Below are 25,150 nucleotides of genomic sequence, written 5' to 3'. Positions count from 1 at the left end.
TCTGCACAGCCCTTGCCAGCGATCATGGACCGACGGGAGGTTCGGGTTCCATATCGGTCCCCAAACGCCCCTTCAACGCCATGCCGCCGGCTACCCCGACGCCCAGCACATACATCCAGCCTTCGTGAAAGTCGAAGATGTGTGAATTAAACAACGAAGTAAAAATATTCTGCACCACAACGAGGAGTCCAATCCAGTTGGCGAGACCGTCGCCGCGAAACAGCAAGAGATGCAACAGCCACATAGCGTAAAGTATGGCGACGCCCAGAATGCCCCACTGCACGGCGACGTTCAACGTTTGATTGTGAGGATTGCCGATCACCCCGCCGCTAGCCTGGGTCTCACCGCCGACCGCGACGCGCTCGAACAGGCCGCGCGTCGAGCCGGTGCCATGGCCGACGAGCGGGGCCTCGGCAAAGAACCCGAGCGACTTGCGCCAGAATTCCAGCCGCAAACCCATCGACGTCGGCTCGTTGCGCTCCATGTAGAGCTTGTAGTCACGCTGGAATGACTCGGCCGTCCAGCGCAATTGCGGCGACGCATACCACGCCACCACGGACAACGCGGCGGTCGCGCAAGCGATCAGGATGATGCTGCGCCAGCGCAGATGGAGCAGCGCAAACACGGCAAACATGATCGGAACCGTCACCATCGCGGTCCGCGACACCACCACCAGCGCCATGTTGGCGAACAGGCTGAGCGCAATCGCGATCAGCAGCACGGCCGGCAGGACCCGTTTTTCCCGCAACAGCATGACGACCGGATAGGACAGCCCGACCGCGCACAGCGTGAATTCCTGGCTCTGGTTGATGTAGTTCTTGACGAAGACTCCCTGCTCCCCGGGACCAGGCGCCCTCAATGCGAGGCCGGGATAGGCGAACACCAGCCAGGACATCACCATCAACAGCGTGCAGGATATCACGAAGGCCACGAACACCCAGCTCCCGCGCGTCGAGCGCTGGAAATGATAGAGCAGCACCGGAAGCACCAGCAGCTTGGCCGTCGGCCCGACCGCGTAGAATCGCGCGCCCCATGCGGCGTCCGACCAGAGCGTGCCGACCAGCGCGAGGCAGAACAGCGCGATCGGCGCCACGCAGATCGGCCGCTTCAGCAGCGTCCAGAACGCCCTCAGGTCGACCGTCGGCGCGATCGCGATCAAGAGCACCACGCCGAAGATGCCGACCAGCGAGGTCGACCACGGCATCGACAGCGCGATCAGCACCGCGACCACATCGGTCGCAGTGTGCCAGCGCGCCGGATCGCGCCAGGCCGGGCACGCCGCGGCGCCTGCCTGAGATGCCACGCTCGCGCTCACGCCTTGCCCTCACGGGCCCGGGCAACCAGCGACGTGGTGCTGTGACCGGGCAGGATCTCGACCAGCACGACCTCGCCGCCGGCGGCTTCGACGATCTCGTGACCGACCACCTGCTCGCGGGTGTAGTCGCCACCCTTGACCAGCACGGTCGGGCGCACCTTCATGATCAGATTGATGGGCGTGTCCTCCTCGAAGATTGCGACAAGGTCGACGGCTTCCAGCGCCGCCAGCACCTCGGCGCGGGCGCGCTCGTTCTGCACCGGACGCCCCTCGCCCTTCAGCCGCCGCACCGAGGCGTCGCTGTTCAGCCCGACGATCAGGCGGTCGCAGGTGCTGCGCGCGGCGGTCAGCACCTTGACGTGGCCGGGATGCAGGATGTCGAAACAGCCGTTGGTGAAGCCGATGCGCAGATCCTGTTTGCGCCATTCCTCGATATGCGCATCGATATCGCCGCCGGCCGGCACGATCTTGTCCTCGGCCGCGAGCGAGGCGTGCGGCAGGATCCTTCGCCGCAATTCGGCGGACCTGACGATCGCGGTCCCGGTCTTGCCGACCGCGACCGCCGCCGCGGCACTGGCGATCCGCAGCGCGCCGTCCCAGTCGGCACCACCCGCCAGCGCCAGCGCCAACGCCGCCGCAACGGTATCACCGGCGCCTGAGACGTCGCGCACCTTGACCGGCAGCGCCGGCACATGGATCGAGCCGCCGTCCCGCGTCACCAGCGTCATGCCGCGCTCGCCCTGCGTCACCAGCATCGCCTCGCAATCCGCGAGATACATCGCATCGGGCGCGGCCTGGGCGATGCTGTCCTGGCTGTCGGCGCGGCTGCGGGTCGCCTCGGCAAATTCCTTCCGGTTCGGCGTCAGCACGGTGGCGCCGCGATAGATCGCGAGATTGGCGCTCTTGGGATCGACGATCACGCGCTTCTTGGCCTGGCGCGCAGCGTCGATCACGTTGCGGATCACGCGCGCGGTGAGCACGCCCTTGGCGTAGTCGGACAGCAGCACGATGTCGGCACGGGCAAGATGCGGCAGGATCGCGTCGATCAGCTGCTGCTCGATGGCGGGCGCCGCCGGCGCGGCGAGCTCCCAATCGGAGCGCAGCATGTGGGTCGAGAATTGTTCGGAAACAAAGCGCACCTTGCGCGTGGTCGGTCGCGCGGCGTCGCGCACCAACACGGTCTCGATGCCGGCCTCCTTCGCCAGCGCCTCACTCAACGCGGTGCCGGCGGCATCCTCGCCGATCAGGCCGACGAAGATGCAGCGCCCGCCGAGCGCGGCGATATTGCGCGCGACGTTGCCGGCGCCGCCGATATTGGTCTCGCTGCGCCTGACCGCGATCACCGGCGCCGGCGCCTCCGGCGAGATTCGCGACACTTCGCCGTACACGAACTCGTCGAGCATGAGGTCGCCGACGCAGAGCACGGTCTGACCGGACATCGCACGCGAGATCGCTTCAAAATCGAACATCTGTCACACTGATCCGCTTAGCGATAGCGATCTGGGCGGTCGAGAAAGCCCTTCACATAGGCCCCGACCGCGTCTTCCAACCGAGTAAAGCCGCCATTGTATCCGGCGCGCCCGAGACGATCGACAACGCTCTGGGTGAAGTACTGGTAGCTGCCGCGGATTTGCTCCGGCATGTCGACATACTGGATGTTCGGCTGCAGGCCGAGCGCGCCATAGGCCGAGACGATCAGGTCCTTGAAGCTGCGCGCTTCGCCGGTTCCGACATTGAACAGCCCGGAGACCCGCGGCGTCGCGATCAGCCACATCATCACCCGCACGACATCGTCGACATAGATGAAGTCGCGGCGTTGATCGCCATCGGCGATGCCCTCGCGATGCGACTTGAACAGCTGCACGACGCGGCCCACCTTGATGTCGTCGAAGCGGCGCGCCAGCACGCTCATCATCGTACCCTTGTGATATTCATTCGGCCCGAACACGTTGAAGAACTTCAGCCCGGCCCATTGCGGCGGCAGCCGCTCGCCCTTCGCGACGCGCTCGGCGACCGCAAGATCGAACAGCTGCTTGCTCCAGCCGTACAGGTTCATCGGCCGCAGCCGCTTCAGCCCCTCGACCGACCCGTCGTCGTCGAACCCCCGCTCGCCGTCGCCATAGGTCGCGGCCGAAGAGGCATAGATAAACGGCGTGGCATTCGCGGTGCACCAGTCGAGCAGCCGCATCGAGAGCCGGAAATTGGTCTCGATCACCAGATCGCCGTCGGTCGCCGTGGTCTCAGAGATGGCGCCGAGATGGATGACAGCGTCCAGCCGCCGTCCCTTCAGCCAGTCGCCGAGTTCGGTCGGGGGAACGACGTCGGCAAGCTGACGCTTGGCCAGGTTCCGCCACTTGCCGTCGTGCCCGAGGATATCGCAGACCGCGACGTCGCTGCGCCCGGCGTCGTTCAACGCGGCCACGACGTTCGAGCCGATAAAACCGGCGCCCCCGGTTACCAGAAACATGATGAAATCCCGCCAGATTCCTTTGCAGCCGCCAGCTTTGCCCCACTCCGGCGCCACAGGCAACGACGGCTTTACCTCTAATCGCGAACCAGTTACCGACTTGGCCGCGTCCGACCCGGTCCTGGCCCTTTTAGAAATGAATATTGATTCAATATATGATATCGAAACACAGGATACGGAGGATAGCAGACCTATCCTGATCGTACCCTATGTTTGGATTGGGGATTTCGTGCGCGGCCACACCGTGGTCCGGGTTCTCCGCAAGCGCTGGCCCAATCGGCCGGTCGATCTGCTGACGTCAAGCCTGTGCGCCCCTTTGGTCGATTATATGCCGGGTGTCCGCGCCGGGCTCGTCTACGACCTGCCGCGCAGCCAGCTGGCCTTGGGCAAGCAGCGGGAACTCGCTGCCGAGCTTCGCTCCCGGAACTACGCCACCGCGCTGGTGATGCCGCGCACCTGGAAGTCGGCTATCGCGCCGGCGCTGGCCGGGATCCCGGAGCGGGTCGGCTTCTTTGGCGAGGCGCGATTCGGCCTGATCAACGCCATGCGCTGGGGCGAAAGGAAGCTGCCGCGCTTCATCGACAAGAACGCCGTGCTGGCGCTGCCCGACGGCGCGCCCCGCCCGGGCGAATGGCCTGTGCCGCAGCTCCGGGTTCCCGCCAACGAGATCGGACGCTGGCGGCAGGCCAACGGCCTCGGCACCGGCCCCGCCGTCGCACTCGGGCCCGGCTCGGTCGGCGCCTCAAAGCGCTGGACCTATTATCCGGAAGCCGCGCGGCTGTTCGCCGAGCGCGGCTTCGACGTCTGGGTGGTCGGCGGCCCCGGCGAGAAGGCGCTGGCGCAGGAGATCGCGGCCGCCGGCGGCGCGCGGGTCCGCGATCTCACCGGCACCGATCTGCGCAATGGCGTGCTGGCGATGGCCGCGGCCAATGTCGCCATCGCCAACGACTCCGGGCTGATGCACATCGCGGCCGCGATCGGCACGCCGACCATGGGCATCTTCGGCCCGACCGACCCCTATCTCTGGGCCCCGCTCAATGAGCTCGCCGCAACGGTGCGGCAGACCAGGAGCAAGCTCGCGTGCCAGCCGTGTCAGCGCACGGTCTGCACCATGAACGACCATCGCTGCATGCGCGACATCGCAGCCGAAGAGGTCGTCGATATCGCGCAACGCGTGCTGGCTCAGATCAACGTGCGATAGACCTTAGCGATTGCGCGCGCTTCCGCATCGAGGCTGAACTTATCCACAACTCGTTGGCGGGCCCGCGCCCCCATCGCCGCTGCCGACGCCGGATCGCGCATCAGCGGCTCGAGCGCGGCCACCAGCGCGTCGGCATCGCCGGTCGGCGTCAGCACGCCGGTCGTGCCATCGACGACGAACTCGGCAGCGCCTGCGCGCGCCGCGACCAGCGCCGCGCCTGCCGACATCGCCTCGATCAGGGTCAAACCAAAGCCTTCGTTGCGCGAGGTGAAGGCGTAGATCGTCAGCCGCTGGTACCAGCGCACGACATCCTCGATCGGCAATTCACCTGTGATGATGATGCGCGATTGCAGGCCGGCCGCCTCGATGCGCCGCTTCAACTCGCCGGCAAAGACCTGCTGCTCCGGCACCACGGCGCCGACGATGACGGCGGTGAAATCGGGATAGCGCGGCAGCAGTCTGCACATCGCCTCGACGAACACGTCGCTGCCCTTCTGCGCGCGCACCCGCCCGAAGCAGCCGATCGCATAGCGTCCCGGCAATCCGCTCTCGGCGAAGGCCGCCGCGCGATCGGCCGGCGGCGCATAGCTGAGGGTATCGACGCCATGCATCACCACGGTGGCCTCGCGCTTCAGATACGACGCCGACAGCGGGCTGGTCGCGATGATCGCATCCATGTTGCGGATCAGCCAGCGCGTCAGCCAGGTGTGATGACGTTGCGCGGCTGACGTGAACAGCAGTTTCAGCGGCCAGCCGAGCGCACGCAGCACGAGCCCTGCGATCATCTCGTCATTGCGCCGCGCATGCCAGATCAATGGCGACGCGCGCCGCCGCAGCCGCATCAGATCGGCAAATCCCATCGCGTCGATGCCGTCGGGCCGATGCGAGCCGAGCCATGCCGCGCGAAACATTTTGGCAAGCTTCGGCGCGACCATGCGGTTGGTCGCGGTGACACCGGAATAGCGTCGGTGCAGATTGGGCACGATGAGCTCGAGCTCGGGCGCAGGTGTGTTCTCGATCGGCACGCAAGTCTCCGTTTCGCGCCAGTTCCTATACGCAACATTAAGCATAGTGGCCAGTTCGGTTGGGTCGAAACCCCCTCTTCACCGCGCTCCCGCTAGCATCGCCGGCCAAAGATATCGGGAGAGCTCTATCCATGACCGTGCTCGTAACCGGCGGCGCCGGCTATATCGGAAGTCACATGGTCCATGCGCTGGTCGATGCCGGCGAGAGCGTCGTCGTGATCGACAATCTCTCCACCGGCTTCTCCGCGTTCCTGCCCGACGGCGTGCCGCTGTTCATCGGCGATGCCGGTGACGAGAACCTCGTCGAGGGCGTGATCGCCCAGCACGGCATCGACAGCATCATCCATTTCGCAGGCTCCGTGGTGGTGCCGGACTCGATGCGCGATCCGCTCGGCTACTACCGCAACAACACCATGACGACGCGCAGCCTGCTCAATGCCGCGGTGAAAGCCGGCGTCAACCGCTTCATCTTCTCCTCGACCGCGGCCGTCTACGGCAATCCGGACCAGGTGCCGGTGCCGGAGATCGCGCCGACCCGTCCGCTGTCGCCCTACGGCTCCTCGAAGCTGATGACCGAGATCATGCTGCACGATGTCGCCTCTGCCCATGGCATGAGCTACGTCGTGCTGCGCTACTTCAACGTCGCCGGCGCCGACCCGAAAGGACGCGCCGGCCTCGCCACCGTCGGCGCCACCCATCTGCTCAAGATCGCGGTCGAGGCCGCGACCGGCCAGCGCGCCAAGATCGACGTGTTCGGCACCGACTATCCGACACAGGACGGCAGCTGCGTGCGCGACTTCATCCATGTCAGCGATCTCGTCGAAGCGCATCGCTCGGCGCTGTCCTATCTACGCGCCGGCGGGCAATCGGTGACGTTGAACTGCGGTTATGGCCGCGGCTATTCCGTGCTCGAGACGATCGAGACGGTGCGCCGGGTCTCGATGCGCAATTTCGCCGTCGCCTACGCCGCGCGACGGCCCGGCGACATCATGACCATGGTGGCCGACACCACGAGGATCCGCTCGGCTCTCGACTGGACGCCGCGCTACGACGATCTCGAGACCATCGCAACCCATGCACTGGCCTGGGAGGAGAAGCTGTTCCGGGAGCGCGGCGGCCCCGCGCGACAGGCAGAATCGGCCTAAAAATCAAGCCGTTATCAAGCCGTTATTGGGCTTGAAAAAGCCCCGCCAAGCGGGCAATGAGGTCCCGCAACCTGACGGCCGGCACGGCCCGCCGTCAATGGACCGCGGATGGCTCAGTTTCCAAAGAAAATTACCGACGATCCCTACGGCGCGGCGGTCCTGATTCGCCGCCTGGTCATGGAACAAGGGATTACCTACTGGCGGCGCTATCTGACGGCGTTCGCCCTGATGGCCGTGGCGGCGGGCTCGACGGCGGGCGCCACCTATGTGCTCGGCCAGGTGATCAACCAGGCCTATGTCGACAAGAACATTCCCGGCATCGCGATGTTCGCCGGGATTACGGTCCTGCTGCTGTTCATCAAGGGCGTGGCGACCTACGGCCACATGGTGATCCTGACCAAGATCAGCAACGCCATCCTGGCGCAGAACCAGCGCCAATTGTTCGCCAAGCTGATGAGCGAAAGCATCGGCTTCTTCTCGCAGCGGCACTCGTCGGAATTCCTGGCGCGGCTGACGGCCGGCGCCAAGTCGATCACCGACGTGCTCAACATGCTGGTCAATGCGATCGGCCGCGACTTCCTGATGCTGATCAGCATGCTCGCCGTGATGGTCTGGCAGGACCCGCTGATGTCGTTCATCGGGCTCGTGGCGGTGCCGCCGGCGATGCTGATGCTGCGCAAGCTGGTGAAGCGGATCAAGGGCCTCGCCTACAACCAGTTCACCGGCACCGCCGACATCATGGAGACGATGCAGGAATCGCTGCAGGGCATCCGCACCGTGAAGGCGTTCACGCTGGAAGACACCATGCAGCAGCGGATCGACGAGAACATCGCGATCGTCGAGCGCAACGCCAACAAGATGGCGCGGGTCGCCAACCGCTCCAACCCGCTGATGGAGATGCTCGGCGGCTTCGCGGTCGCCGGCTGCCTGATGTATGGGGGCTATAGCGTGGTGGCGCTCGGTTCCACACCGGGCCAGTTCTTCACCTTCCTGACCGCCTTCCTGATGGCGACCGAGCCGGCCAAGCGGCTGGCGCGGCTCAACATCGACCTCAACAGCCAGCTGGTCGGCGCGCGGATGCTGCTCGAGGTCGTCGACAGCCCGGCAAGCGAGCAGACCGACGACGACAAGCCGGCGCTGAAACTCTCCGACGCGCGGATCGAACTGCGCGACGTCAGCTTCGCCTATCGGCCCGGCGAGCCGGTGCTGAACCGCATGAGCTTCATGGCCGAGCCCGGCAAGGTCACCGCGCTGGTCGGCCCCTCCGGCGGCGGCAAGTCGACGGTGCTCGCGCTGCTGCTGCGCTTCTACGAGACGCAAGCCGGCGAGATCCTGATCGACGGACAGTCGATCTCGTCGGTGTCGCGCAGATCGCTGCGCCGGCAGACCGCCTATGTCGGCCAGGACGTCTATCTGTTCCGCGACACGATCCGCGCCAACATCGCCTTCGGCAAGCCTGATGCCAGCGAGGCCGAGATCATCGACGCCGCCAAGGCCGCCTGCGCGCACGACTTCATCATGAGCTTCCCGCTCGGCTACGACACGCCGGTCGGCGAGCACGGCACCCAGCTCTCCGGCGGCCAGCGCCAGCGCATCGCAGTCGCCCGCGCGCTGATCAAGAACGCGCCGATCATCCTGCTCGACGAGGCCACCGCCGCGCTCGACTCGGAGTCCGAGAAGCAGGTGCAGGAAGCGATCGAGCATCTCTGCCAGGGCCGTACCACGATCGTGATCGCACACCGCCTGCACACCATCATGCATGCCGATGCGATCCTGGTGGTCGAGGGCGGCGAGATCGTCGAGCGCGGACGCCACGACGATCTGCTGCGCCGCGGCGGCCGCTACGCCTCGTTCTTCCGCCTGCAGCATCGTCACGACGTGATCGAGCTCGCGCCGGTCAGCGCAACCGGCTGAGGTTCATCTTCTTATCCCTTGGCCGCAAGACCTGCGCGCAGCACGCGCAGGACATTGCCGCCCATGACCTTGCGGATGTCGTCCTCGGAGAATCCGCTCGACATCAAGGCCTGGGTCACGGCGACGATCCCACTCGCATCGAATCCCGTGGTGGTCGAGCCGTCGAAATCCGAACCGAGGCCGACATGGTCGATCCCGACGAGGTCGCGGACATAGGCAATCGCCCGCGCGACATCCTTCGGATCGAGCGAGCAGACCGCCCCCTGCCAATAGCCGATGCCGATCACGCCGCCGGTCCGTGCGATAGCCCTGACTTCATCGTCGGTGAGGTTGCGGTTGACCTTGCAGGTCGCCTGCACGCCGCCATGGCTCGAGACCACCGGGCGCGTCGCCATCGCCAGCACGTCGGCGACCGCGGCGTGGCTGGCATGGGCGAGGTCGACGACCATTCCGAGCGCCTCCATCCGCTGCACGACCTGGCGGCCGAGCGGCGTCAGTCCGCCCTTGGCCACGCCGTGCATGGAGCCAGCGACATCATTGTCGAAGAAATGGGCGAGACCAGCCATCCTGAACCCGGCGGCGTAGAGCACGTCGAGATTGCCGATGTTGCCCTCGAGATTCTGCAGCCCCTCGATCGACAGCATGCCGCCCACCACCGTCACGCCGGTCTTGCGGTCGGCAAGCAGGCGATCGATGTCGGCCGGCGTCGTGATCAGGCGAAGCCGTCCGCCGGACTGCTCGGCGAAGCTCCGCAATTTCTCGGCATGCCACAGCGAGCGCTGCAGCAGTGAGAACCAGGTCCGCGGCGGTTGCAGATCGATGATGGCGAGGTTCGTGATCGTGTCGGTGTCGCCGCCATTGGCATCATAGTTCTGGCCCTTCGGCGACTTGGTGACCGACGAGAACACCTGCAGGGCGTAGTGCCCCTCGATCAGACGCGGCAGGTCGATGTGGCCGCGATCGGATCGCGCGATCAGGTCGCGCTTCCACAGCAGGCTGTCCGCGTGCATGTCGGCGACGTCGAGCTTCGCCTGCAAGGCGCGGGCGGCGGGCGTGATCTCCAGCGCCACGCGCTGGACCTTGTTCTGCCCGCGGTCGATCCGTTCCGGGGTCACCGTGAAGAAGCGGACGGCGGCGGCGACCAGGGCTACAGCGATCAGCGCAAGGCCGATTGAAAGCCACTTCCTCATGAACATCCCCTTGAACATCCCCTTGGGCTTCACCGCTCGCCCGCGACGGGTGTGCTCGGCGGAAAGCTGGCCTCACCTCTGCGCCGGATGCAGCCACAGCCACTAGCCCTGCGCGGCGTAAGCGCGTAAATACCGGCCGCGCTCCCTCCTTCAACCCTCCGGGACCCGTTCATGAACGCCGCCTCCACCGTCATTCCACTTCCCCCGCAGCCCTCGCTCCCCGTCGTCGGCGAATCCGGCACCTATCCGGTCCGCCGCATCTGGTGCGTCGGCCGCAACTATCTCGAGCATATCAGGGAGATGGGCAATGACGAGCGTGCGCCGCCGTTCTTCTTCGGCAAGCATGCCGACATGCTGGTGCCCGATGGCGCGACCATCCCCTATCCGCCGCTGACCAAGGACCTGCATCACGAGGTCGAGCTGGTGGTGGCGATGAAGAGCGGCGGGCTGAACATTCCCGCCGACAAGGCGCTCGAGCATGTCTACGGCTATGCGGTCGGCATCGACCTGACCCGCCGCGACCTGCAGATCGCCTCGCGCAAGAAGGAGCGTCCCTGGGAGATCGGCAAGTCGTTCGACTATTCCGCGCCCTGCTCCGCGATTCAGCCGGCCGCGAAGATCGGCCACCCGACCGCGGGCAAGATCTGGCTCACCGTCAACGGCAAGGAAGCGCAGAAGGGCGACCTCACCGAGCTGATCTGGAACGTGCCCGAGATCATCTGGCAGCTCTCGCAGCAGGTGAAGCTCGCCGCCGGCGACATCATCATGACCGGCACGCCGGCCGGCGTCTCGCAACTGCAGGTGGGCGACAAGCTTGAATGCGGCGTCGACGGTGTCGGCAAGCTCGCTGTGACGATCGGCAAGCCGGAATAGGCAGACCGCACAAGAGATGATGCAAAGCCCCGGACCTCGCGGTCCAGGGCTTTTTTGCTGGGCGCGCTCAGCGCATCGTGCCGGGCATGCAAGGCGGCTCGGTGAAGGGCGCGGTTGCGAACGAACCGACGTTCGGCGCGCGCACGCAATCGGTGGACTTGCTGCCGACCGTTGTCGTCGCCTGAGCATGGGCACGCCGCATCGCAGCATTGTTGCCGGCGGCGAACGCCTGAGCCGAGAACGCAGCTGCCGCAATCAGCGCAACCGTCGTGATGGTCAATTTGGTCATTGGGTTTCTCCGCACGATGGATGAAGCCGACCAAGTTCGGCTCCTGTGACCAATGACCGTGACAGTTCGAAGAATATTTCCTCCGGCCCGATCACCGAACCGCGAGCGCGTCATCACGTTCGGCGGAGCGAGGAATATCGGAATGACAAAACGCGTCCGTCTATCAGAGCCGCGCACAACGCGGCGATGACTGTATGGAGGTTTTCATGATCGACGTCCGGCGACTTGGCCTGGCTGCAATTCTGTCTTCAGCCATGGCGACCACTTCCTTCGCGGCGACGGTCGAGGCCCCCGGCGCATACGCGGCAAACGAAACCGCGACCAGGCCATGGTCGGCGCCGGTCGGCCATCGCCAGCCGCGCGCCGCCGACATTCCCGCCGCGACATCGGCGTCGCTGCAGACCCTCGATCAGGAGGACGCAATCGTCGACCGGAAGATCAAGGGCATTTGCCGCGGCTGCTAGCACACCGACGCTGCGGAACGCGACCGCCGTTCGCGATCAGGGCGTGCGGCGATACGGCACGTAGCGCGGGGTCCAGACCTTGGCGTGGATGCGCGCCTCGACTTGGTCGATCGGAATATCCTTGGCGAGCCCTTCCTTGTGCGCCTGCAGCGCCACCGCGAGCGCAACCGTCAGCGACACGTCGCGCAGCGCGCTGACCGGCGGCAGCAGATTGTGCTTCGGGTTGTTGCGGGCCGGCGAGACGCTGGCCAGCGCCTTCGCCGCGGCCATGAACATGCCGTCGCTGACCCTGACAGCGCCGACTGCGAGCGCGCCGACGCCGACGCCGGGGAAGATGTAGGAGTTGTTGGTCTGGTCGACCTTGAAGCGGGCGCCGTCGCGCGTGATCGGCGGGAACGGGCTGCCGACACCGATCAGCGCCCGCCCCTCGGTCCACGCCTCGATATCGACCGGCGTCGCTTCCTCGCGCGAGGTCGGGTTGGACAGCGGGAAGATCACCGGCCGCGCGTTGCACTCGGCCATCGCGCGGACGATCGGCTCGGAGAACGCGCCGGCCTGACCGGACACGCCGATCAGCACGGTCGGCCTGGCGTTGCGCACGACATCGAGCAGCGCGATCTTGTCGGGATGGCTGAGCTTCCAGCCGGTGATCGCCTGCTTGTCCTGGACGAAGGGAAGCTGGAACGGCGCGAGCCCGCTCATGCCCTCGAGCAGGAGGCCGTCGCGATCGACCATGAAGAAGCGCTTGGCCGCCTCGCTCTCCGAAAGGCCGGCATCGACCATCGCGGCGCGGATCAGGCTGGCGATGCCGCAACCGGCCGAGCCCGCGCCGAGCACGGCGACGCGCTGCTCGGTCAGCGGCACGCCGGTGACGTTGATGGCGGAGAGCAAGGCGCCGGTCGCGACCGCCGCGGTGCCCTGGATGTCGTCGTTGAAGGTGAGGAGCCGGTCGCGATAGCGCTCGAGCATGCGCGTCGCGTTATTCTTGGCAAAATCTTCCCACTGCAGCAGGACGCGCGGCCAGCGCTTGATCACCGCCGAGACGAAGGCCTCGATGAAGTCGTCATACTCCTGGCCGCGGACGCGCTCGTTGCGCCAGCCGATGTAGAGCGGATCGGCCAGGCAGTCGGGATTGTCGGTGCCGACGTCGAGCAGGATCGGCAGCGTCGTCGCCGGATGCAGCCCGCCGCAGCCGGTGTAAAGCGAGAGCTTGCCGATCGGGATACCCATGCCGCCGGCGCCCTGGTCGCCGAGCCCGAGGATGCGCTCGCCGTCGGTCACCACGATCGCCTCGACATGATCGAAGCGCGGCTGCGCCAGGATGCGGTCGATGCGGTGCTTGTGCGGGATCGAGAGGAACAGCCCGCGCGGCTTGCGGAACAGCCGGCTGAACTGCTGACAGCCGGCGCCAACGGTCGGCGTGTAGACGATCGGCAGCAGCTCCTCGAGGTTCTCGACCAGCAGCGCGTAGAACAGCGTCTCGTTGGTGTCCTGCAATTCGCGCAGGAAAGCGTAGCGCTCGAGATCGTTCTCGAAGCCGCGCAGCGCCTGCAGCCGGCGCGAGACCTGTTCGTCCAATGTCGCAACATTGGGCGGCAGCAGGCCATGCAGGTCGAACGCCTCGCGCTCGGCCTCGGAGAACGCCGTGCCCTTGTTCAGCTGCGGATCGGCCAATAGCTCGTAGCCGCTCAGCGCAGTGGTCGCGAAAGCTCCTGACGTCTCGGACATGACAAGGGTTCCCTCAGTGCGGATGCCTGATGCGACTGTATCACTTCAGTGCAACGAATCGGAGAGCGAACGGCGTCGTGCTGCGCAAAGCGGAATGTTGACTCAGGGGCGATGAACGGTCGTCCGGGCTCCGGCAACGCCGCTCCGGCTACAGCTGCGGACAGACATCAACATACGTTGGTATAACTTCCCTATTCCTTGTCATGACCTGTGCTGACGCTCGTACAATTGAGCGATGGAGAGAGATTTTTATGCTCCGGGGTACTGCAACGGATGCGCAAATAGCTCAGAACTTCTCTCTCCGGAGGCGCGACTAACAATAGCAATCCTCGTTCTACAGCGGGCGCGCGTTGTGTTCCCGAATCTGTGATCAGGATCACTGCTCCGAGGCGTGAATCGCAAGACTGTCACGAATGCGGGTTCTTCGAGGAACACTGAAATGATCGTCAACATTCAGAAGCTTAATGGCCTGTGGCACCTCATCGTCGGATCGTGCAAGATCCGAACTCCGTTCCTGGAGACTCAGGACCGGGAGTCGGTCGTCGCCTACGCCCGGCGCGTCTACCCCGGCGCCAAGGTCTTCGAACGCGACTGATCTCGGCTGCGACGTCCCACAGTTCACGCCCCAGCAAAAGGCCCCGGAGCGCGCTCCGGGGCTTTGTATTTGTAGGGCGGGTTAGCGAAGCGTAATCCGCCATGCCTCCGCACGATGCGGATTACGCCTTCGGCACATCACCGCAGCGCCGACACCACGATCAGGCCGAGGATCAGCGCGGTCACGGAATACTTCAGCGTGTAGTACACGTTCCGATTCCACTCCTTGACCTTGCGGCTGGCGAGATGGAGCTCGTAGAGCTTGCCGAACACCTTGTTCAGCGCGCCGACATGCTCGCCGTCGACGTTCTGGGTGGCCGACGCCTTGACGATGTTGTGGCTGACCCAGCGGTTCATCCTGGTCATGAAGCCGTACTTCATCGGGCGCTCGACGTCGCAGAACAGGATGATGCGGTTGACGTCGGTCTTGTTCTCGGCGCTGTGGATGAAGGTCTCGTCGAACATGAAGGCCTCGCCGTCGCGCCAGACGCATTCGACGCCGTCGACCAGGATGCGGCACTCGTTCGAGTTCGGCGTCACCAGGCCGAGGTGATAGCGCAGCGAGCCGGCGAAGGGATCGCGATGCGCCCCGAGCTTGCCGCCGGGCGGCAGCATCGCGAACATCGCGCCGTGCACATTCGGGATCGAGTTGAGCAGCTCCACCGTCTTCGGGCACAGCGTGCGCGCCGACGGCAGGAAGTCGTCGTACCATTTCAGATAGAAGCGCTTCCAGCCGCTCTTGAAGAAGGAATAGAAGCCCCAGTCGTTGTTCTTGGCGGCAGCGCGGATGAAACCCTCGTCGAACAGGCGGGTCGCCTCGTCGCGGATGGTCTCCCAATTGTCGGAGATCTTCTTCAGCTCGGGAAACTGCTCGACCGGGATCACCGGCGTGTTTGCTACGGCCGAGCCCGCATACATCAGCACATTGTAGGGCGCGAGGTAGGTCGACGCCGAGCTGGCGGGCGAAGCGCAACCGCTGCTTGCCGCGGAAGTGAACGTAGAGCGTAGAGGCCACCAGCACGTAGAGAATGACGAGCTGCGGCGCGAAGAGCTGTCTCAACATGATCCGTCTATGATCGCAGCGCGCCGATGCTCTCCATGCACCGCCCCGTAGCAGCCTAGCTAGACCCTTGATGGGCGGCTTAGCCCCGGGCGGCGAAGCGCAACGCCGTCCGCGAAAACTCCCCTGTTTCATCCTGACTTGGCACTGCGGCGTGGGCCAGTGCCCTGCCGCGGTGCCGTCCCGGATGAGCCATGTAAGCGTACGCTCACCGAATGTGAAGCGCCGCCTCATTCGAAGGAGCAACCTTGTGGCAATAATCACACACATATAATTCGCTATTGACAAACTGATTAGATAATTACTAATCATGAGATGAACCGCCAGAAGAGCGCGGACATCCACAGGGAGGAATGATGAGACACGTTCTGGCGGCAGCCATTCTCGCGGCAATGACATCGGTCGCTCATGCCCAGGTTTCCGACGACGTCGTGCGCATCGGGGTGCTGACCGACCTGTCGAGTTGGGGACGCGACAACTCCGGCCCGGGCTCGGTCGAGGCGGCCAGGATGGCGGTGGAGGAGTTCGGCCCCACCGTGCTCGGCAAGCCGATCGAGATCATCTCGGCCGACCACCAGATGAAGACCGATGTCGGCGTGCAGGTCGTGCGCGGCTGGTTCGACAACGGCAAGGTCGACGCGGTCGTCGACATCCCGAATTCCGGCATTGCGATCGCCGTGCACAACATGGTGCGCGAGCGCAACAAGATCGCGCTGTTGTCCGGCCCCGGCGCGAGCTCGCTGACGGATGAATTGTGCAGCCCCAACACCGTGCACTTCACCTACGACACCTACGCGCTATCGAAGGTCACGGCATCGGCGGTGATCGCGGAGGGCGGCAAGTCCTGGTACTTCATCACCGCGGACTATGCCTTCGGCCAGCAGCTCGAGAAGGACGCGACCCGCTTCATCAACGAGATGGGCGGCAAGGTGCTCGGCAGCGTCCGCCATCCGACCAACACCGCCGACTTCTCCTCCTTTGCGCTGCAGGCGCAGAGCTCGAAGGCCGACGTGGTGGCGTTCGCCAATGCCGGCCAAGACACCGACAATTCGATCAAGCAGTCCGGCGAGTTTGGCCTCGTGCAGGGCGGCCAGAAGCTGGTCGGCCTCCTGATGTTCGACACCGACGTGCATGCGATCGGGCTCAACGCCGCGCAGGGCACCTACATGACGACGGCGTCGTACTGGAACATGGACGAGAAGACCCGCGCATGGTCGAAGAAATTCTTCGCCCGCACCAACGTGATGCCGACCATGATTCAAACCGGCGTCTACGGCTCGGTGCTGCATTATCTCAAGGCGATCCAGGCCGCCGGCACCGACGATCCGCAAAAGGTGATGGCCAAGATGCGCGAGCTGCCGATCGAGGACACCTTCGTGCATGGCGGCAAGTTGCGCGAGGACGGCCGCGTCATCCGCGACATGTATCTGGCGAAGGTGAAGAAGCCCTCGGAATCCAAGGAGCCGTGGGATTATCTCGACATCATCAAGACGGTGAAGGGCGAGGACGCCTATCGTCCGGTCTCCGAGTCGAAGTGCCCGCTGCTCAAGAAATAGGATCGATCGCGTGGCCAACGAAGAAACTTATGAATGCGACGCGCTGGTCGTCGGCTCCGGCTGCGCCGGGCTGTCGGCGGCGGTCACCGCCGGCCATCACGGCCTGAAGGTTCTCGTCGTCGAGAAGGAGCCGCGGTTCGGCGGCACCACCGCGCGCTCGGGCGGCTGGCTTTGGATTCCCGGCACCTCGCTGGCGAAGGCGTGGGGCATCGAGGAGAGCCCCGATCAGGCCAGAACCTATCTGCGCCATGAGGCCGGCAACAGTTTTGACGCCGCCCGCGTCGATGCGTTCCTGACCGAAGGGCCGAAGGCGGTCGACTTCTTCACGACAGAAACCGCCGTGCGCTTCGACATGCCGCTGACGTTCCCGGACTATCATGCGGAAGCGCCCGGCGGCGCGCAGGGCGGCCGCTCGATGGTGACGCGCCCGTTCGACGGCCACGAGCTCGGCGACGCCCTCAAGGATCTCGGCAGCCCCCTGCCCGAGCTCACCGTGTTCGGCATGATGCTCGGCTCCGGCAAGGAGATCGTGCATTTCATGCGTGCGACGCGCTCGCTGGCCTCGGCGGCCTATGTCGCGAAGCGGCTGTCGAAACACGCGCTGGACGTGATGCGCAACGGCCGCGGCATGACGCTGACCAACGGCAATGCGCTTGCCGGCCGGCTGGCGAAATCCGCCCTCGACCTCAAGATCCCGCTCTGGCTCAATTCGCCGGTGCGCGAACTGATCGTCGAGAACGGTGTGGTGCGCGGCGCGATCGTGGTGCGCGAGGGCCGCACCATCCGCGTCAATGCGAAGCGCGGCGTGGTGCTCGCCTGCGGCGGCTTTCCGCATGACGTAGCGCGACGGCAGAAGATGTTTCCGCATGCGCCGACCGGAAAAGAACATTACTCGCCGGGACCAACAGGCAACACCGGTGACGGCCTGCGGCTTGCGGAATCCGCCGGCGGCCGCGTCGAGGATTCGCTGCCGAACGCGGCAGCCTGGGTGCCGGTCTCGGTCACGACGCGCAAGGACGGCTCAAAGGGCGTGATGCCGCACTTCATCGATCGCGCCAAGCCCGGCGTGATCGCGGTGATGCGCGACGGCAAGCGCTTTGCCAATGAAGGCAATTCTTACCATGACTTCGTGCAGGAGATGATCAAGGCGGCGAAGCCCGGCGAGGAGATCGCGGCGTTTCTGCTTTGCGATCACGCGACTTTGCGCAAATACGGCCTCGGCTGCGTGCCGCCGCGCCCGATGCCCACAGGCCATCATCTGAAGACCGGCTATCTCAAGCGCGGCACGACGCTGTCGGAGCTTGCCGCGCAGGCCGGCATCGACGCAAAGGCGCTTGAGGCAACCGTCGCGGCGTTCAACACGACCGCCGCCGAGGGACGCGATCCCGCCTTCGGCAAGGGCTCGCGCGCCTATAACCGCTACCAGGGCGATGCGCTGCACGGGCCCAATCCCTGCATCGCGCCGATCCAGAACGGGCCGTTCTACGCCATCAAGATGGTGATCGGCGATCTCGGCACCTATGCCGGCATCCGGACCGACGCCAATGCCCGCGCGCTCGACGCCGACGGCCAGCCGATTGCGGGCCTCTATGCCGCCGGCAACGACATGGCGAGCATCATGGGCGGCAACTATCCCGGCGCCGGCATCACGCTCGGACCGGCGCTGACCTTCGGATACATCGCGGGCAAGCATATCGCCGGCGCCGCGGCAGAACGCAGCGCGGCATGACATGAGTCCCGTCATCCTGAGGAGGCCGCAACGCGGCCGTCTCGAAGGATCGACGGCCCGACTGTGGCCGTGCATCCTTCGAGGCTCGCAAGGGCTCGCACCTCAGGATGACGGGGTGGGAACGGATATGACGCACAAAGACGTCCCGCACATCGACGTCTCGCGAACGGCGTGCTTTCTTGCTAATTGCGAAAGCGCGAGCGCGAACAGGGCCACATGACGAGAGAAAGCCGCGGCATACAGTCGATCGAGGTCGGCGGGGAATTGCTCCGCGCGCTCGCCCGCAGCGGCGAACCGATGATGCTGCGCGACCTCGCGCGCGAAGCCGGCATGCCGCCGGCCAAGGCGCATCCCTATCTCGTCAGCTTTTCCCGCATCGGCCTGATCGAGCAGGACGAGACCACCGGCCGTTACGAAATCGGGGCGCTGGCACTCGAGCTCGGCCTGATCAGCCTGCGCCGGCTTTCCGCCGTGCGGATCGCGACGCCGCGGATCGCCGCGCTCGCCAACAGCATCAATCACGCGGTGTCGCTGTCGGTCTGGGGCACCCACGGCGCGACCGTGGTGCGGCTCGAGGAGCCAAGCCATCCCGTGCATATCGCGATGCGCGTCGGATCGGTGGTGGCGCTGCTGGAGACCGCGACCGGCCGCGCCTTCGCCGCCTTCATGCCGCCGAACGCCGTCAAGACGGCGCTCGAGAGCGGCCTCGATCGCCTCGGCGTCGGCTACAATCCGAAACGCGAGACCATCAGCGCCAAGACCACGGAGATGCTTGCCGAGGTGCAAAGCCGCGGACTCGCGCGCGCGATCGGCGATCCCCTGCCCGGCGTCAACGCCTTCGCCGCGCCGGTGTTCGATCACGCCGGCCACGTCGCGCTCGTCATCACCGCGATGGGCCCGGAGGGCACCTTCGACGCCGACTGGGACAGCGCCATCGCAGCCGCGCTGCGCGATTGTGCAGGCGACATCTCGCGGCAGCTCGGGCACGGCTCGGTGCGGGTGTCGGAATGACAGTGAAGTGAGCACACTGCTCAGGCTCCCTCTCCCCTTGCGGGAGAGGGGCGGGGAGAGGGGTGGCCCCGGGCGAGATGATTGATGATGACATCGCCCTCGCAAAATCGTTTGCTTGTCGTCGTGACGATACGGAGAGAGCACGTCGTGTGGCACCCCTCTCCCTAACCCTCTCCCGCAAGGGGAGATTCTATGGGTCTAAAAACATCAACAAAATCAACGAAAATAAGCATTTTCAACAGCTTGGTTTGCCTTTCCGGCGGGAAAAACGTACACAAATAGGGACACAAACCCCTTTTGCGTGCACCCGGACGGAGACCAACACACCGTGGCATCTAAGCAGCATCACCTTCAACGCATCAACGGCTTTCCAACTCGCCTTTCAACGCAAGTGCCGTCTCGTGTCGTGCTAGCGCCCTTTCAATTGCTCTCAATAGCTCATCCGACCTAACAGGCTTAATGAAGAAGTTGTCTGCCCCCGCTTTGATCGCCTTCACCGTGACGGTGATATCCATGTAGCCCGTCAGAAACACGATAGGTAGGGTCGAGCCGAACTCGATCAAACGGCTCTGTAAATCCGGGCCGCTCAAGCCACGCATCCGGACGTCGACAGCCCGGGTTGTTTTCGTCCGGGCGCTGATCCAGCAACTGCTGGGCCGACGCATAAGTGACGACCCGGTACCCGGTCTTCTCTAATAGTCGCTTGATGGCTGTTCGGTACGACGCGTCGTCATCCACGACATAAACGATGCCGGGCAATTGGCTCTCCTAGGAGCTTGTCTGGATAGTCGCTGTTCAAATCTGGTCGGGTCTGATTCAACATTGGGCGATGAGCAAGTATTTTCGGCCTTGGAACATCGATCAGACGCTGCTTCTGCCGCCGAATGTGCAGGACTTCGTGCCGAAAGGCCATGTCTCGCGGTTTATGGTTGATCTGGTGCGGGAGAGCCTCGATCTCAGGGAGATCATGGGCAGCTATGTGAGCGGGCTTGGGCAGCCGCCGTTTGATCCGCGGATGATGGTGGCGCTGCTGCTGCATAGCTATGCGAGTGGGCTGTATTCGTCGCGTCGGATTGCCAAGGCCTGCCGGGAGCGGAACGATTTTGTGATGATCGTGGCGCTGGATGCGCCGGATTTTCGGACGATCTGCGACTTTCGCAAGCGACATTTGAAGGCGCTCGGCGCGCTATTCGTGCAGGTTCTGAAGTTGTGCGAGACGGCCGGGCTGGTCAAGCTCGGTCATGTCGCGCTGGATGGTACGAAGATCAAGGCGAACGCGTCGAAACACAAGGCGATGAGTTATGAGCGCATGAAGAAGCGCGAGGCGGAATTGAAGGCCGAGGTCGCTCGCATGCTGGCGGCCGCCGAGGCGGCGGATGCCTCGGAGGATGAGACTTTCGGCAACAGCGACGAACTGCCGGACTGGACCGTCGACAAGCAGAAACGGCTGGCGAAGATCCAGCAAGCGATGGCGGCGCTGGAAGCGGACGCCAAACTGGCGGCGGAGGAAGAGCGCCGCATCGAGGCCGAAAAGGAACAGCAGCGCCAGGCCGAAGGCCGCAAGAAGCCGGGCAAACCGGCGGCGCTGCCATCGGAGGAACCCAATCCCAAGGCGCAACGCAACTTCACCGATCCGGAAAGCCGCATCATGAAGTCGAAGGATGGCTTCGTTCAGGCCTATAATGCCCAGGCGGCCGTCGATGCACATGCCCAGATCATTGTCGCGCAAGAACTGACCCAGCACGGCCTCGATCAGGGCCAGTTGGTGCCCCTGATCGAGGCCATCGAGAGCAATCTTGGCCGCAAGCCGCGGCAGGCCTCAGCGGATTCCGGCTACTGCAGCGAAGCCAATCTCGAAGCGCTCGACACACGCAGCATCGATGGCTATGTCGCGCCCGGACGCGCCAAGCACCCGACAGTAGCGAACGGAAAAGTCGGCGGCCCGCTGACACAGGCCATGCGAAAGAAGATCGACGATGGCGGCTTCGAAACACCCTACCGATTGCGAAAGCAAGTGGTGGAGCCGGTGTTCGGGCAGATCAAACAGGCAAGAGGCTTCCGCCAGTTCCTGTTGCGGGGCATCGAGAAAGTGCGCGCCGAGTGGACAATGATCTGCACCGTCCATAACCTCCTCAAGCTGTTCAACCTCGCAAACGCAGCCTGAGCCTGCTACTCTACAACAAATGCCCGTCACGAAAACATATCTGGACGGGCTCCTAGGAAGAAAGTGTGCTTGTTCTTGCTCTTGCTCTTTTCAGCGCTTTCTCACCAAGCATCGTTGCCGGTCACCCGCGTCAGCGGCTGCGCTGATTGCGGCGCTTGTCGCCCTCATTGTTGGGCTAGTCAGCCCGATTATCACATACAGGATGGGCTCAAAACAGGCAGCCGTCGCAAAAACCGCTGCCGATGCTGCCATGATGACCGCGAAACATGCCGGGACACGAGCACTCGCCAACGTTCGTCTTGAGTGGCTCCAATCGTTGCGCGACACCCTATCGGAATATCACTCGATCCTGATGAGTTGGGAAGATGATGAGCCTGCCAAGACCGACGCCGACTACCGGAGGCTTTCGTATCTCGGGACGCAGCTTGATCTGTTGCTGAACCAGAGGAAGAAATATCAACAAGCGCTTTGGCAAGTGAGCGACGACATTCTTAAAATGGAAACTCGGGATGAACGACAGGCGCAAGACGAGCGGCTTGTGATCGCCGCGCGAGAGGTGCTCGATTTCCACTGGCGAAAGATCAAGGCCGAGATAGTTGGCGGTGCGGCTCTGCAAGAGCCCCCATACGAACGTCCTCCGCAAAGCGCGGATGCCGGACGCTAACCGAAGCCCAGCTCTCGGGCGCGCGGCATCTCATCGAACGTGCGCCCGCGACCACGGCCCAGCTCGGCACCTTGCGCTTCCTGCCGTCCTTGCCGGTGCGTTTTTCAACTGCCTCAGTTCAACACTACGTAGTGTTGACTTCGTCGTCTTTCTCAAGCCGCGCACTAAGCCGAAATAGTCCCTGCTGCGATACCGATATGGAGATGGTCCATCAGGACTTCTCCCAGCTTGCTGCCGCCAACCTTGATGATGGCAGCGAGCGCTGCGCCAATTGCGCGGGTGGCAGCGCCAATGACGTTCTCGGCAATCAGCTTCTTTAAATGAGCAAGCAGATCGGACGCTTCGCTCCGTTCCGCCTTTTGCAGATTGAGGGTTGGCAGCTCCCTCTCGATCCCTGCGATGACTTGAGACACCTTCGACTGATCGACCGTGAGCTGCGCGCTTTGGGTGCTGTTCGCGCCAGCGACCTGCACGATGCTGTAGTGAGCCTCGATGGTTAACCACCGATGCTGCTTGTTATGCACCGCTGGAACGACGAGTCCCGTCCACTACATCTGCTGCGGCGTATGGGTCCCGGCCTTCGCCGGGACGACGGTGGAGTGTGCGGAGAAAGTCGCGCGACGAACGCGAAGCTGCATTCTCATCCACAACTGTCATCGCCCGGCTCGACCGGGCGATCCAGTACGCCGCGGCCTCTCGATTCAAGCTCCGGCGTCTCTGGAATACTGGATCACCCGCATGCGCGGGTGATGACATCGAGTGCTCTGCTGTTTGACATGTGAATCGAAACAATCAGGCGCGCAGCGCCTGCAGGCTCTTGAAGGTCAGGCGCTTGGGATCGCGGACGCCGGCGAGATAGAGCTTGCGGATGAAGGCAATGACGGTGTCGCGATCGCAATCGGTCAACGCGACCACGGCGTCGACCGCAATCTTCTGGGCTTCCATGGGAACACGTCCTCCGCTGCAGCCTCGAACCCGGAAGCCTAGGCGCTGCCGGTTAATCCGGCATTAACCTCTGCCCACAATCGCCGATTCCGGCCCCCTCGCGTATACGCGAAACAACGCATGCGACGGCCTGTCCAACCACCGCAGCAAAAAGCCCCGGGCAATGCCGGGGCTCTTCACGTGATCGACTGTGACGACCGCAGATCAGTAGCGGTAGTGATCCGACTTGAACGGGCCTTCCTGCTTGACGCCGATATAGTCGGCCTGGTCCTTGCGCAGCTCGGTCAGCTTGGCGCCGACCTTGGCGAGGTGCAGGCGGGCCACCTTCTCGTCGAGCGTCTTCGGCAGCACGTAGACCTTCTTCTCGTACTTGCCGCCCTTGTTGTTGGCGAACAGCTCGATCTGCGCCAGCGTCTGGTTAGTGAACGACGCCGACATCACGAAGGACGGGTGGCCCATTGCGTTGCCGAGGTTCACCAGACGTCCCTCGGAAAGCAGGATGATGCGGTGCTTGTCGGGGAATTCGATCTCGTCGACCTGCGGCTTGATGTTGTTCCACTTCAGATTACGCAGACCTGCGATCTGGATCTCGTTGTCGAAGTGACCGATGTTGCAGACGATGGCGCGATCCTTCATCGCGCGCATGTGCTCGATGGTGATGATGTCCTTGTTGCCGGTCGCGGTCACGAAGATGTCGGCGCGCGGCGCGGCCTCTTCCATGGTAACTACCTCGTAGCCTTCCATCGTCGCCTGCAGCGCGCAGATCGGATCGACCTCGGAGACCATGACGCGGCAGCCGGCCTGGCGCAGCGAAGCCGCCGAGCCCTTGCCGACGTCGCCGAAGCCCGCGACCATTGCGACCTTGCCCGACATCATCACGTCGGTGCCGCGGCGGATGCCGTCGACCAGCGATTCACGGCAGCCATAGAGGTTGTCGAACTTCGACTTGGTGACGCTGTCGTTGACGTTGATCGCGGGGAACAGCAGCTTGCCCGCCTTCTCCATCTCGTACAGACGGTGCACGCCCGTGGTGGTCTCTTCCGAGACGCCCTGGATGTTCTTGGCGATCTCGGCGAACCAGCCCTTCGGCTTCTCCTTCAGCAGGCGCTTGATCAGCGCGAAGAAGACTTCTTCTTCCTCGGAACCAGGCTTGTCGAGGAACGCGACGTCGCCCTGCTCGGCGCGCAGGCCGTGATGCACCAGCATGGTGGCATCGCCGCCGTCATCGAGGATCATGTTGGGCGTGCCGCCGCCGTGCCAGTCGAACAGCTTTGCGGTGTAGTCCCAGTATTCGGTCAGCGTCTCGCCCTTGACCGCGAACACCGGAATGCCGGCCGCGGCGATCGCGGCCGCGGCGTGATCCTGCGTCGAGTAGATGTTGCAGGAGACCCAGCGGATGTCGGCGCCGAGCACGGCCAGCGTCTCGATCAGGACCGCGGTCTGGATCGTCATGTGCAGGGAGCCGGCGATGCGTGCGCCCTTCAGCGGCTGCTTGGGGCCGTACTCCTCGCGGGTCGCGATCAGGCCGGGCATCTCAGTCTCGGCCAGCGAGATCTCCTTGCGGCCGAACTCGGCGAGCGAAATGTCCTTGACGATATAGTCGGTGAAGCCGGGCTTCGTGGGGGCGTTCATGTCTGTTTCCTAATCGGTGAATCCAGCGTGTCAGTAACAAAGCGAGCCGAACGCCCTGCGGCGCGACCTTCTCCCTCTCCCCGTTCTTACGGGGAGAGGGCCGGGGTGAGGGGCTCCATCCGCTGGCTGAATCTGCGGAGAGTCCCCCTCACCCGCCACTTCGTGGCGACCTCTCCCCGCAAGC

22 protein-coding genes and 1 pseudogene are annotated in these 25,150 nt (G+C 64.3%); 11 read left to right on the top strand and 12 right to left on the bottom strand.

Features of this window, described 5'->3' with window-relative positions; all coding sequences use genetic code 11:
• Positions 1–22: 22 nt before the first annotated feature.
• The 3 genes from HAP54_RS27900 to rfaD are packed head-to-tail and all read right to left on the bottom strand — an operon-like array spanning position 23 to position 3,782.
• Positions 23–1,315, bottom strand: a complete 1,293-nt coding sequence (locus tag HAP54_RS27900; protein WP_414646148.1) for an O-antigen ligase family protein — start codon at positions 1,313–1,315, stop codon at positions 23–25.
• Positions 1,312–2,784 (bottom strand): D-glycero-beta-D-manno-heptose-7-phosphate kinase, encoded by a 1,473-nt coding sequence (gene rfaE1 / locus HAP54_RS27895; protein ID WP_166305835.1) that lies wholly within the window; start codon positions 2,782–2,784, stop codon positions 1,312–1,314. The genes HAP54_RS27900 and rfaE1 overlap by 4 nt, the downstream gene beginning before the upstream one ends.
• A 17-nt stretch (positions 2,785–2,801) precedes the next feature.
• Positions 2,802–3,782 carry an ADP-glyceromanno-heptose 6-epimerase gene (gene rfaD / locus HAP54_RS27890; protein WP_166305832.1) on the bottom strand — a complete coding sequence of 327 codons (981 nt, stop codon included), beginning with the start codon at positions 3,780–3,782 and terminating at the stop codon, positions 2,802–2,804.
• Between the two features lie 136 nt (positions 3,783–3,918).
• Between rfaD and waaF the strand changes: the two genes are divergently transcribed.
• On the top strand, positions 3,919–4,983 hold the full coding sequence (gene waaF / locus HAP54_RS27885; protein WP_166305829.1) for a lipopolysaccharide heptosyltransferase II: 1,065 nt from the start codon (positions 3,919–3,921) through the stop codon (positions 4,981–4,983).
• On the opposite strand, the gene HAP54_RS27880 is transcribed toward waaF, so the two are convergent.
• On the bottom strand, positions 4,965–6,053 hold the full coding sequence (locus tag HAP54_RS27880) for a glycosyltransferase family 4 protein (protein ID WP_175619495.1): 1,089 nt from the start codon (positions 6,051–6,053) through the stop codon (positions 4,965–4,967). The genes waaF and HAP54_RS27880 overlap by 19 nt on opposite strands.
• A gap of 86 nt (positions 6,054–6,139) precedes the next feature.
• Between HAP54_RS27880 and galE the strand changes: the two genes are divergently transcribed.
• Together galE and HAP54_RS27870 are read left to right on the top strand one after the other, a co-directional pair.
• Entirely contained in the window at positions 6,140–7,153 is a 1,014-nt protein-coding gene (galE, locus tag HAP54_RS27875) for a UDP-glucose 4-epimerase GalE (RefSeq protein WP_166305826.1), read from the top strand.
• 108 nt (positions 7,154–7,261) lie between these two features.
• On the top strand, positions 7,262–9,067 hold the full coding sequence (locus HAP54_RS27870) for an ABC transporter ATP-binding protein (protein ID WP_166305823.1): 1,806 nt from the start codon (positions 7,262–7,264) through the stop codon (positions 9,065–9,067).
• A gap of 11 nt (positions 9,068–9,078) precedes the next feature.
• On the opposite strand, the gene HAP54_RS27865 is transcribed toward HAP54_RS27870, so the two are convergent.
• A complete protein-coding gene (locus HAP54_RS27865) occupies positions 9,079–10,257 on the bottom strand; it encodes a dipeptidase (RefSeq protein WP_166305820.1) in 1,179 nt (392 codons plus the stop codon).
• A 171-nt stretch (positions 10,258–10,428) separates the two neighbouring features.
• Between HAP54_RS27865 and HAP54_RS27860 the strand changes: the two genes are divergently transcribed.
• Positions 10,429–11,130 (top strand): fumarylacetoacetate hydrolase family protein, encoded by a 702-nt coding sequence (locus tag HAP54_RS27860; RefSeq protein WP_028341609.1) that lies wholly within the window; start codon positions 10,429–10,431, stop codon positions 11,128–11,130.
• Positions 11,131–11,197: 67 nt separating this feature from the next.
• Here the strand turns inward: HAP54_RS27860 and HAP54_RS27855 are convergent, their stop codons facing one another.
• Positions 11,198–11,419 carry a hypothetical protein gene (locus HAP54_RS27855; protein WP_166305817.1) on the bottom strand — a complete coding sequence of 74 codons (222 nt, stop codon included), beginning with the start codon at positions 11,417–11,419 and terminating at the stop codon, positions 11,198–11,200.
• A gap of 206 nt (positions 11,420–11,625) precedes the next feature.
• Between HAP54_RS27855 and HAP54_RS27850 the strand changes: the two genes are divergently transcribed.
• The gene (locus HAP54_RS27850) at positions 11,626–11,883 is read left to right on the top strand and encodes a hypothetical protein (RefSeq protein WP_224741761.1); all 258 of its coding nucleotides are present in this window, start codon (positions 11,626–11,628) and stop codon (positions 11,881–11,883) included.
• Between the two features lie 36 nt (positions 11,884–11,919).
• Here HAP54_RS27850 and HAP54_RS27845 read toward each other — a convergent pair whose 3' ends face one another.
• A complete protein-coding gene (locus tag HAP54_RS27845; protein WP_166305814.1) occupies positions 11,920–13,611 on the bottom strand; it encodes an NAD-dependent malic enzyme in 1,692 nt (563 codons plus the stop codon).
• A gap of 439 nt (positions 13,612–14,050) precedes the next feature.
• Here HAP54_RS27845 and HAP54_RS27840 point away from each other — a divergent pair, with 439 nt between their 5' ends.
• On the top strand, positions 14,051–14,206 hold the full coding sequence (locus HAP54_RS27840; protein WP_165124580.1) for a hypothetical protein: 156 nt from the start codon (positions 14,051–14,053) through the stop codon (positions 14,204–14,206).
• 137 nt (positions 14,207–14,343) lie between these two features.
• Here HAP54_RS27840 and HAP54_RS27835 read toward each other — a convergent pair.
• A pseudogene (locus HAP54_RS27835) lies at positions 14,344–15,268 on the bottom strand (aspartyl/asparaginyl beta-hydroxylase domain-containing protein).
• 350 nt (positions 15,269–15,618) lie between these two features.
• Between HAP54_RS27835 and HAP54_RS27830 the strand changes: the two are divergent.
• From HAP54_RS27830 to HAP54_RS27820, 3 genes are all read left to right on the top strand, one after another.
• The gene (locus HAP54_RS27830; protein ID WP_414645634.1) at positions 15,619–16,821 is read left to right on the top strand and encodes an ABC transporter substrate-binding protein; all 1,203 of its coding nucleotides are present in this window, start codon (positions 15,619–15,621) and stop codon (positions 16,819–16,821) included.
• A gap of 10 nt (positions 16,822–16,831) precedes the next feature.
• Entirely contained in the window at positions 16,832–18,550 is a 1,719-nt protein-coding gene (locus tag HAP54_RS27825; RefSeq protein ID WP_176422207.1) for an FAD-dependent oxidoreductase, read from the top strand.
• Between the two features lie 216 nt (positions 18,551–18,766).
• Complete coding sequence (locus HAP54_RS27820) at positions 18,767–19,561, top strand: IclR family transcriptional regulator (RefSeq protein WP_166305808.1); 795 nt, start codon at positions 18,767–18,769, stop codon at positions 19,559–19,561.
• Between the two features lie 359 nt (positions 19,562–19,920).
• Here the strand turns inward: HAP54_RS27820 and HAP54_RS27815 are convergent, their stop codons facing one another.
• Positions 19,921–20,160, bottom strand: a complete 240-nt coding sequence (locus tag HAP54_RS27815; RefSeq protein WP_312022809.1) for a response regulator transcription factor — start codon at positions 20,158–20,160, stop codon at positions 19,921–19,923.
• A gap of 230 nt (positions 20,161–20,390) precedes the next feature.
• Between HAP54_RS27815 and HAP54_RS27810 the strand changes: the two genes are divergently transcribed.
• Together HAP54_RS27810 and HAP54_RS27805 are read left to right on the top strand one after the other, a co-directional pair.
• Complete coding sequence (locus HAP54_RS27810) at positions 20,391–21,725, top strand: IS1182 family transposase (RefSeq protein WP_166305802.1); 1,335 nt, start codon at positions 20,391–20,393, stop codon at positions 21,723–21,725.
• 202 nt (positions 21,726–21,927) lie between these two features.
• Entirely contained in the window at positions 21,928–22,389 is a 462-nt protein-coding gene (locus HAP54_RS27805) for a hypothetical protein (protein WP_176422208.1), read from the top strand.
• Between the two features lie 164 nt (positions 22,390–22,553).
• Here the strand turns inward: HAP54_RS27805 and HAP54_RS27800 are convergent, their stop codons facing one another.
• From HAP54_RS27800 to ahcY, 3 genes are all read right to left on the bottom strand, one after another.
• A complete protein-coding gene (locus HAP54_RS27800) occupies positions 22,554–22,913 on the bottom strand; it encodes a hypothetical protein (protein ID WP_166305796.1) in 360 nt (119 codons plus the stop codon).
• A gap of 268 nt (positions 22,914–23,181) precedes the next feature.
• Entirely contained in the window at positions 23,182–23,334 is a 153-nt protein-coding gene (locus HAP54_RS27795) for a hypothetical protein (protein WP_165124582.1), read from the bottom strand.
• A gap of 204 nt (positions 23,335–23,538) precedes the next feature.
• On the bottom strand, positions 23,539–24,966 hold the full coding sequence (ahcY, locus tag HAP54_RS27790; RefSeq protein ID WP_166305793.1) for an adenosylhomocysteinase: 1,428 nt from the start codon (positions 24,964–24,966) through the stop codon (positions 23,539–23,541).
• Between the last annotated feature and the right edge of the window lie 184 nt (positions 24,967–25,150).

It is taken from the genome of Bradyrhizobium sp. 2S1 (assembly GCF_011516625.5).
Classification (GTDB): Bacteria; Pseudomonadota; Alphaproteobacteria; order Rhizobiales; family Xanthobacteraceae; genus Bradyrhizobium; species Bradyrhizobium septentrionale.
Note: the sequence above shows the minus strand (reverse complement) of the source record. Positions and strands in the feature narration are given on the sequence as shown.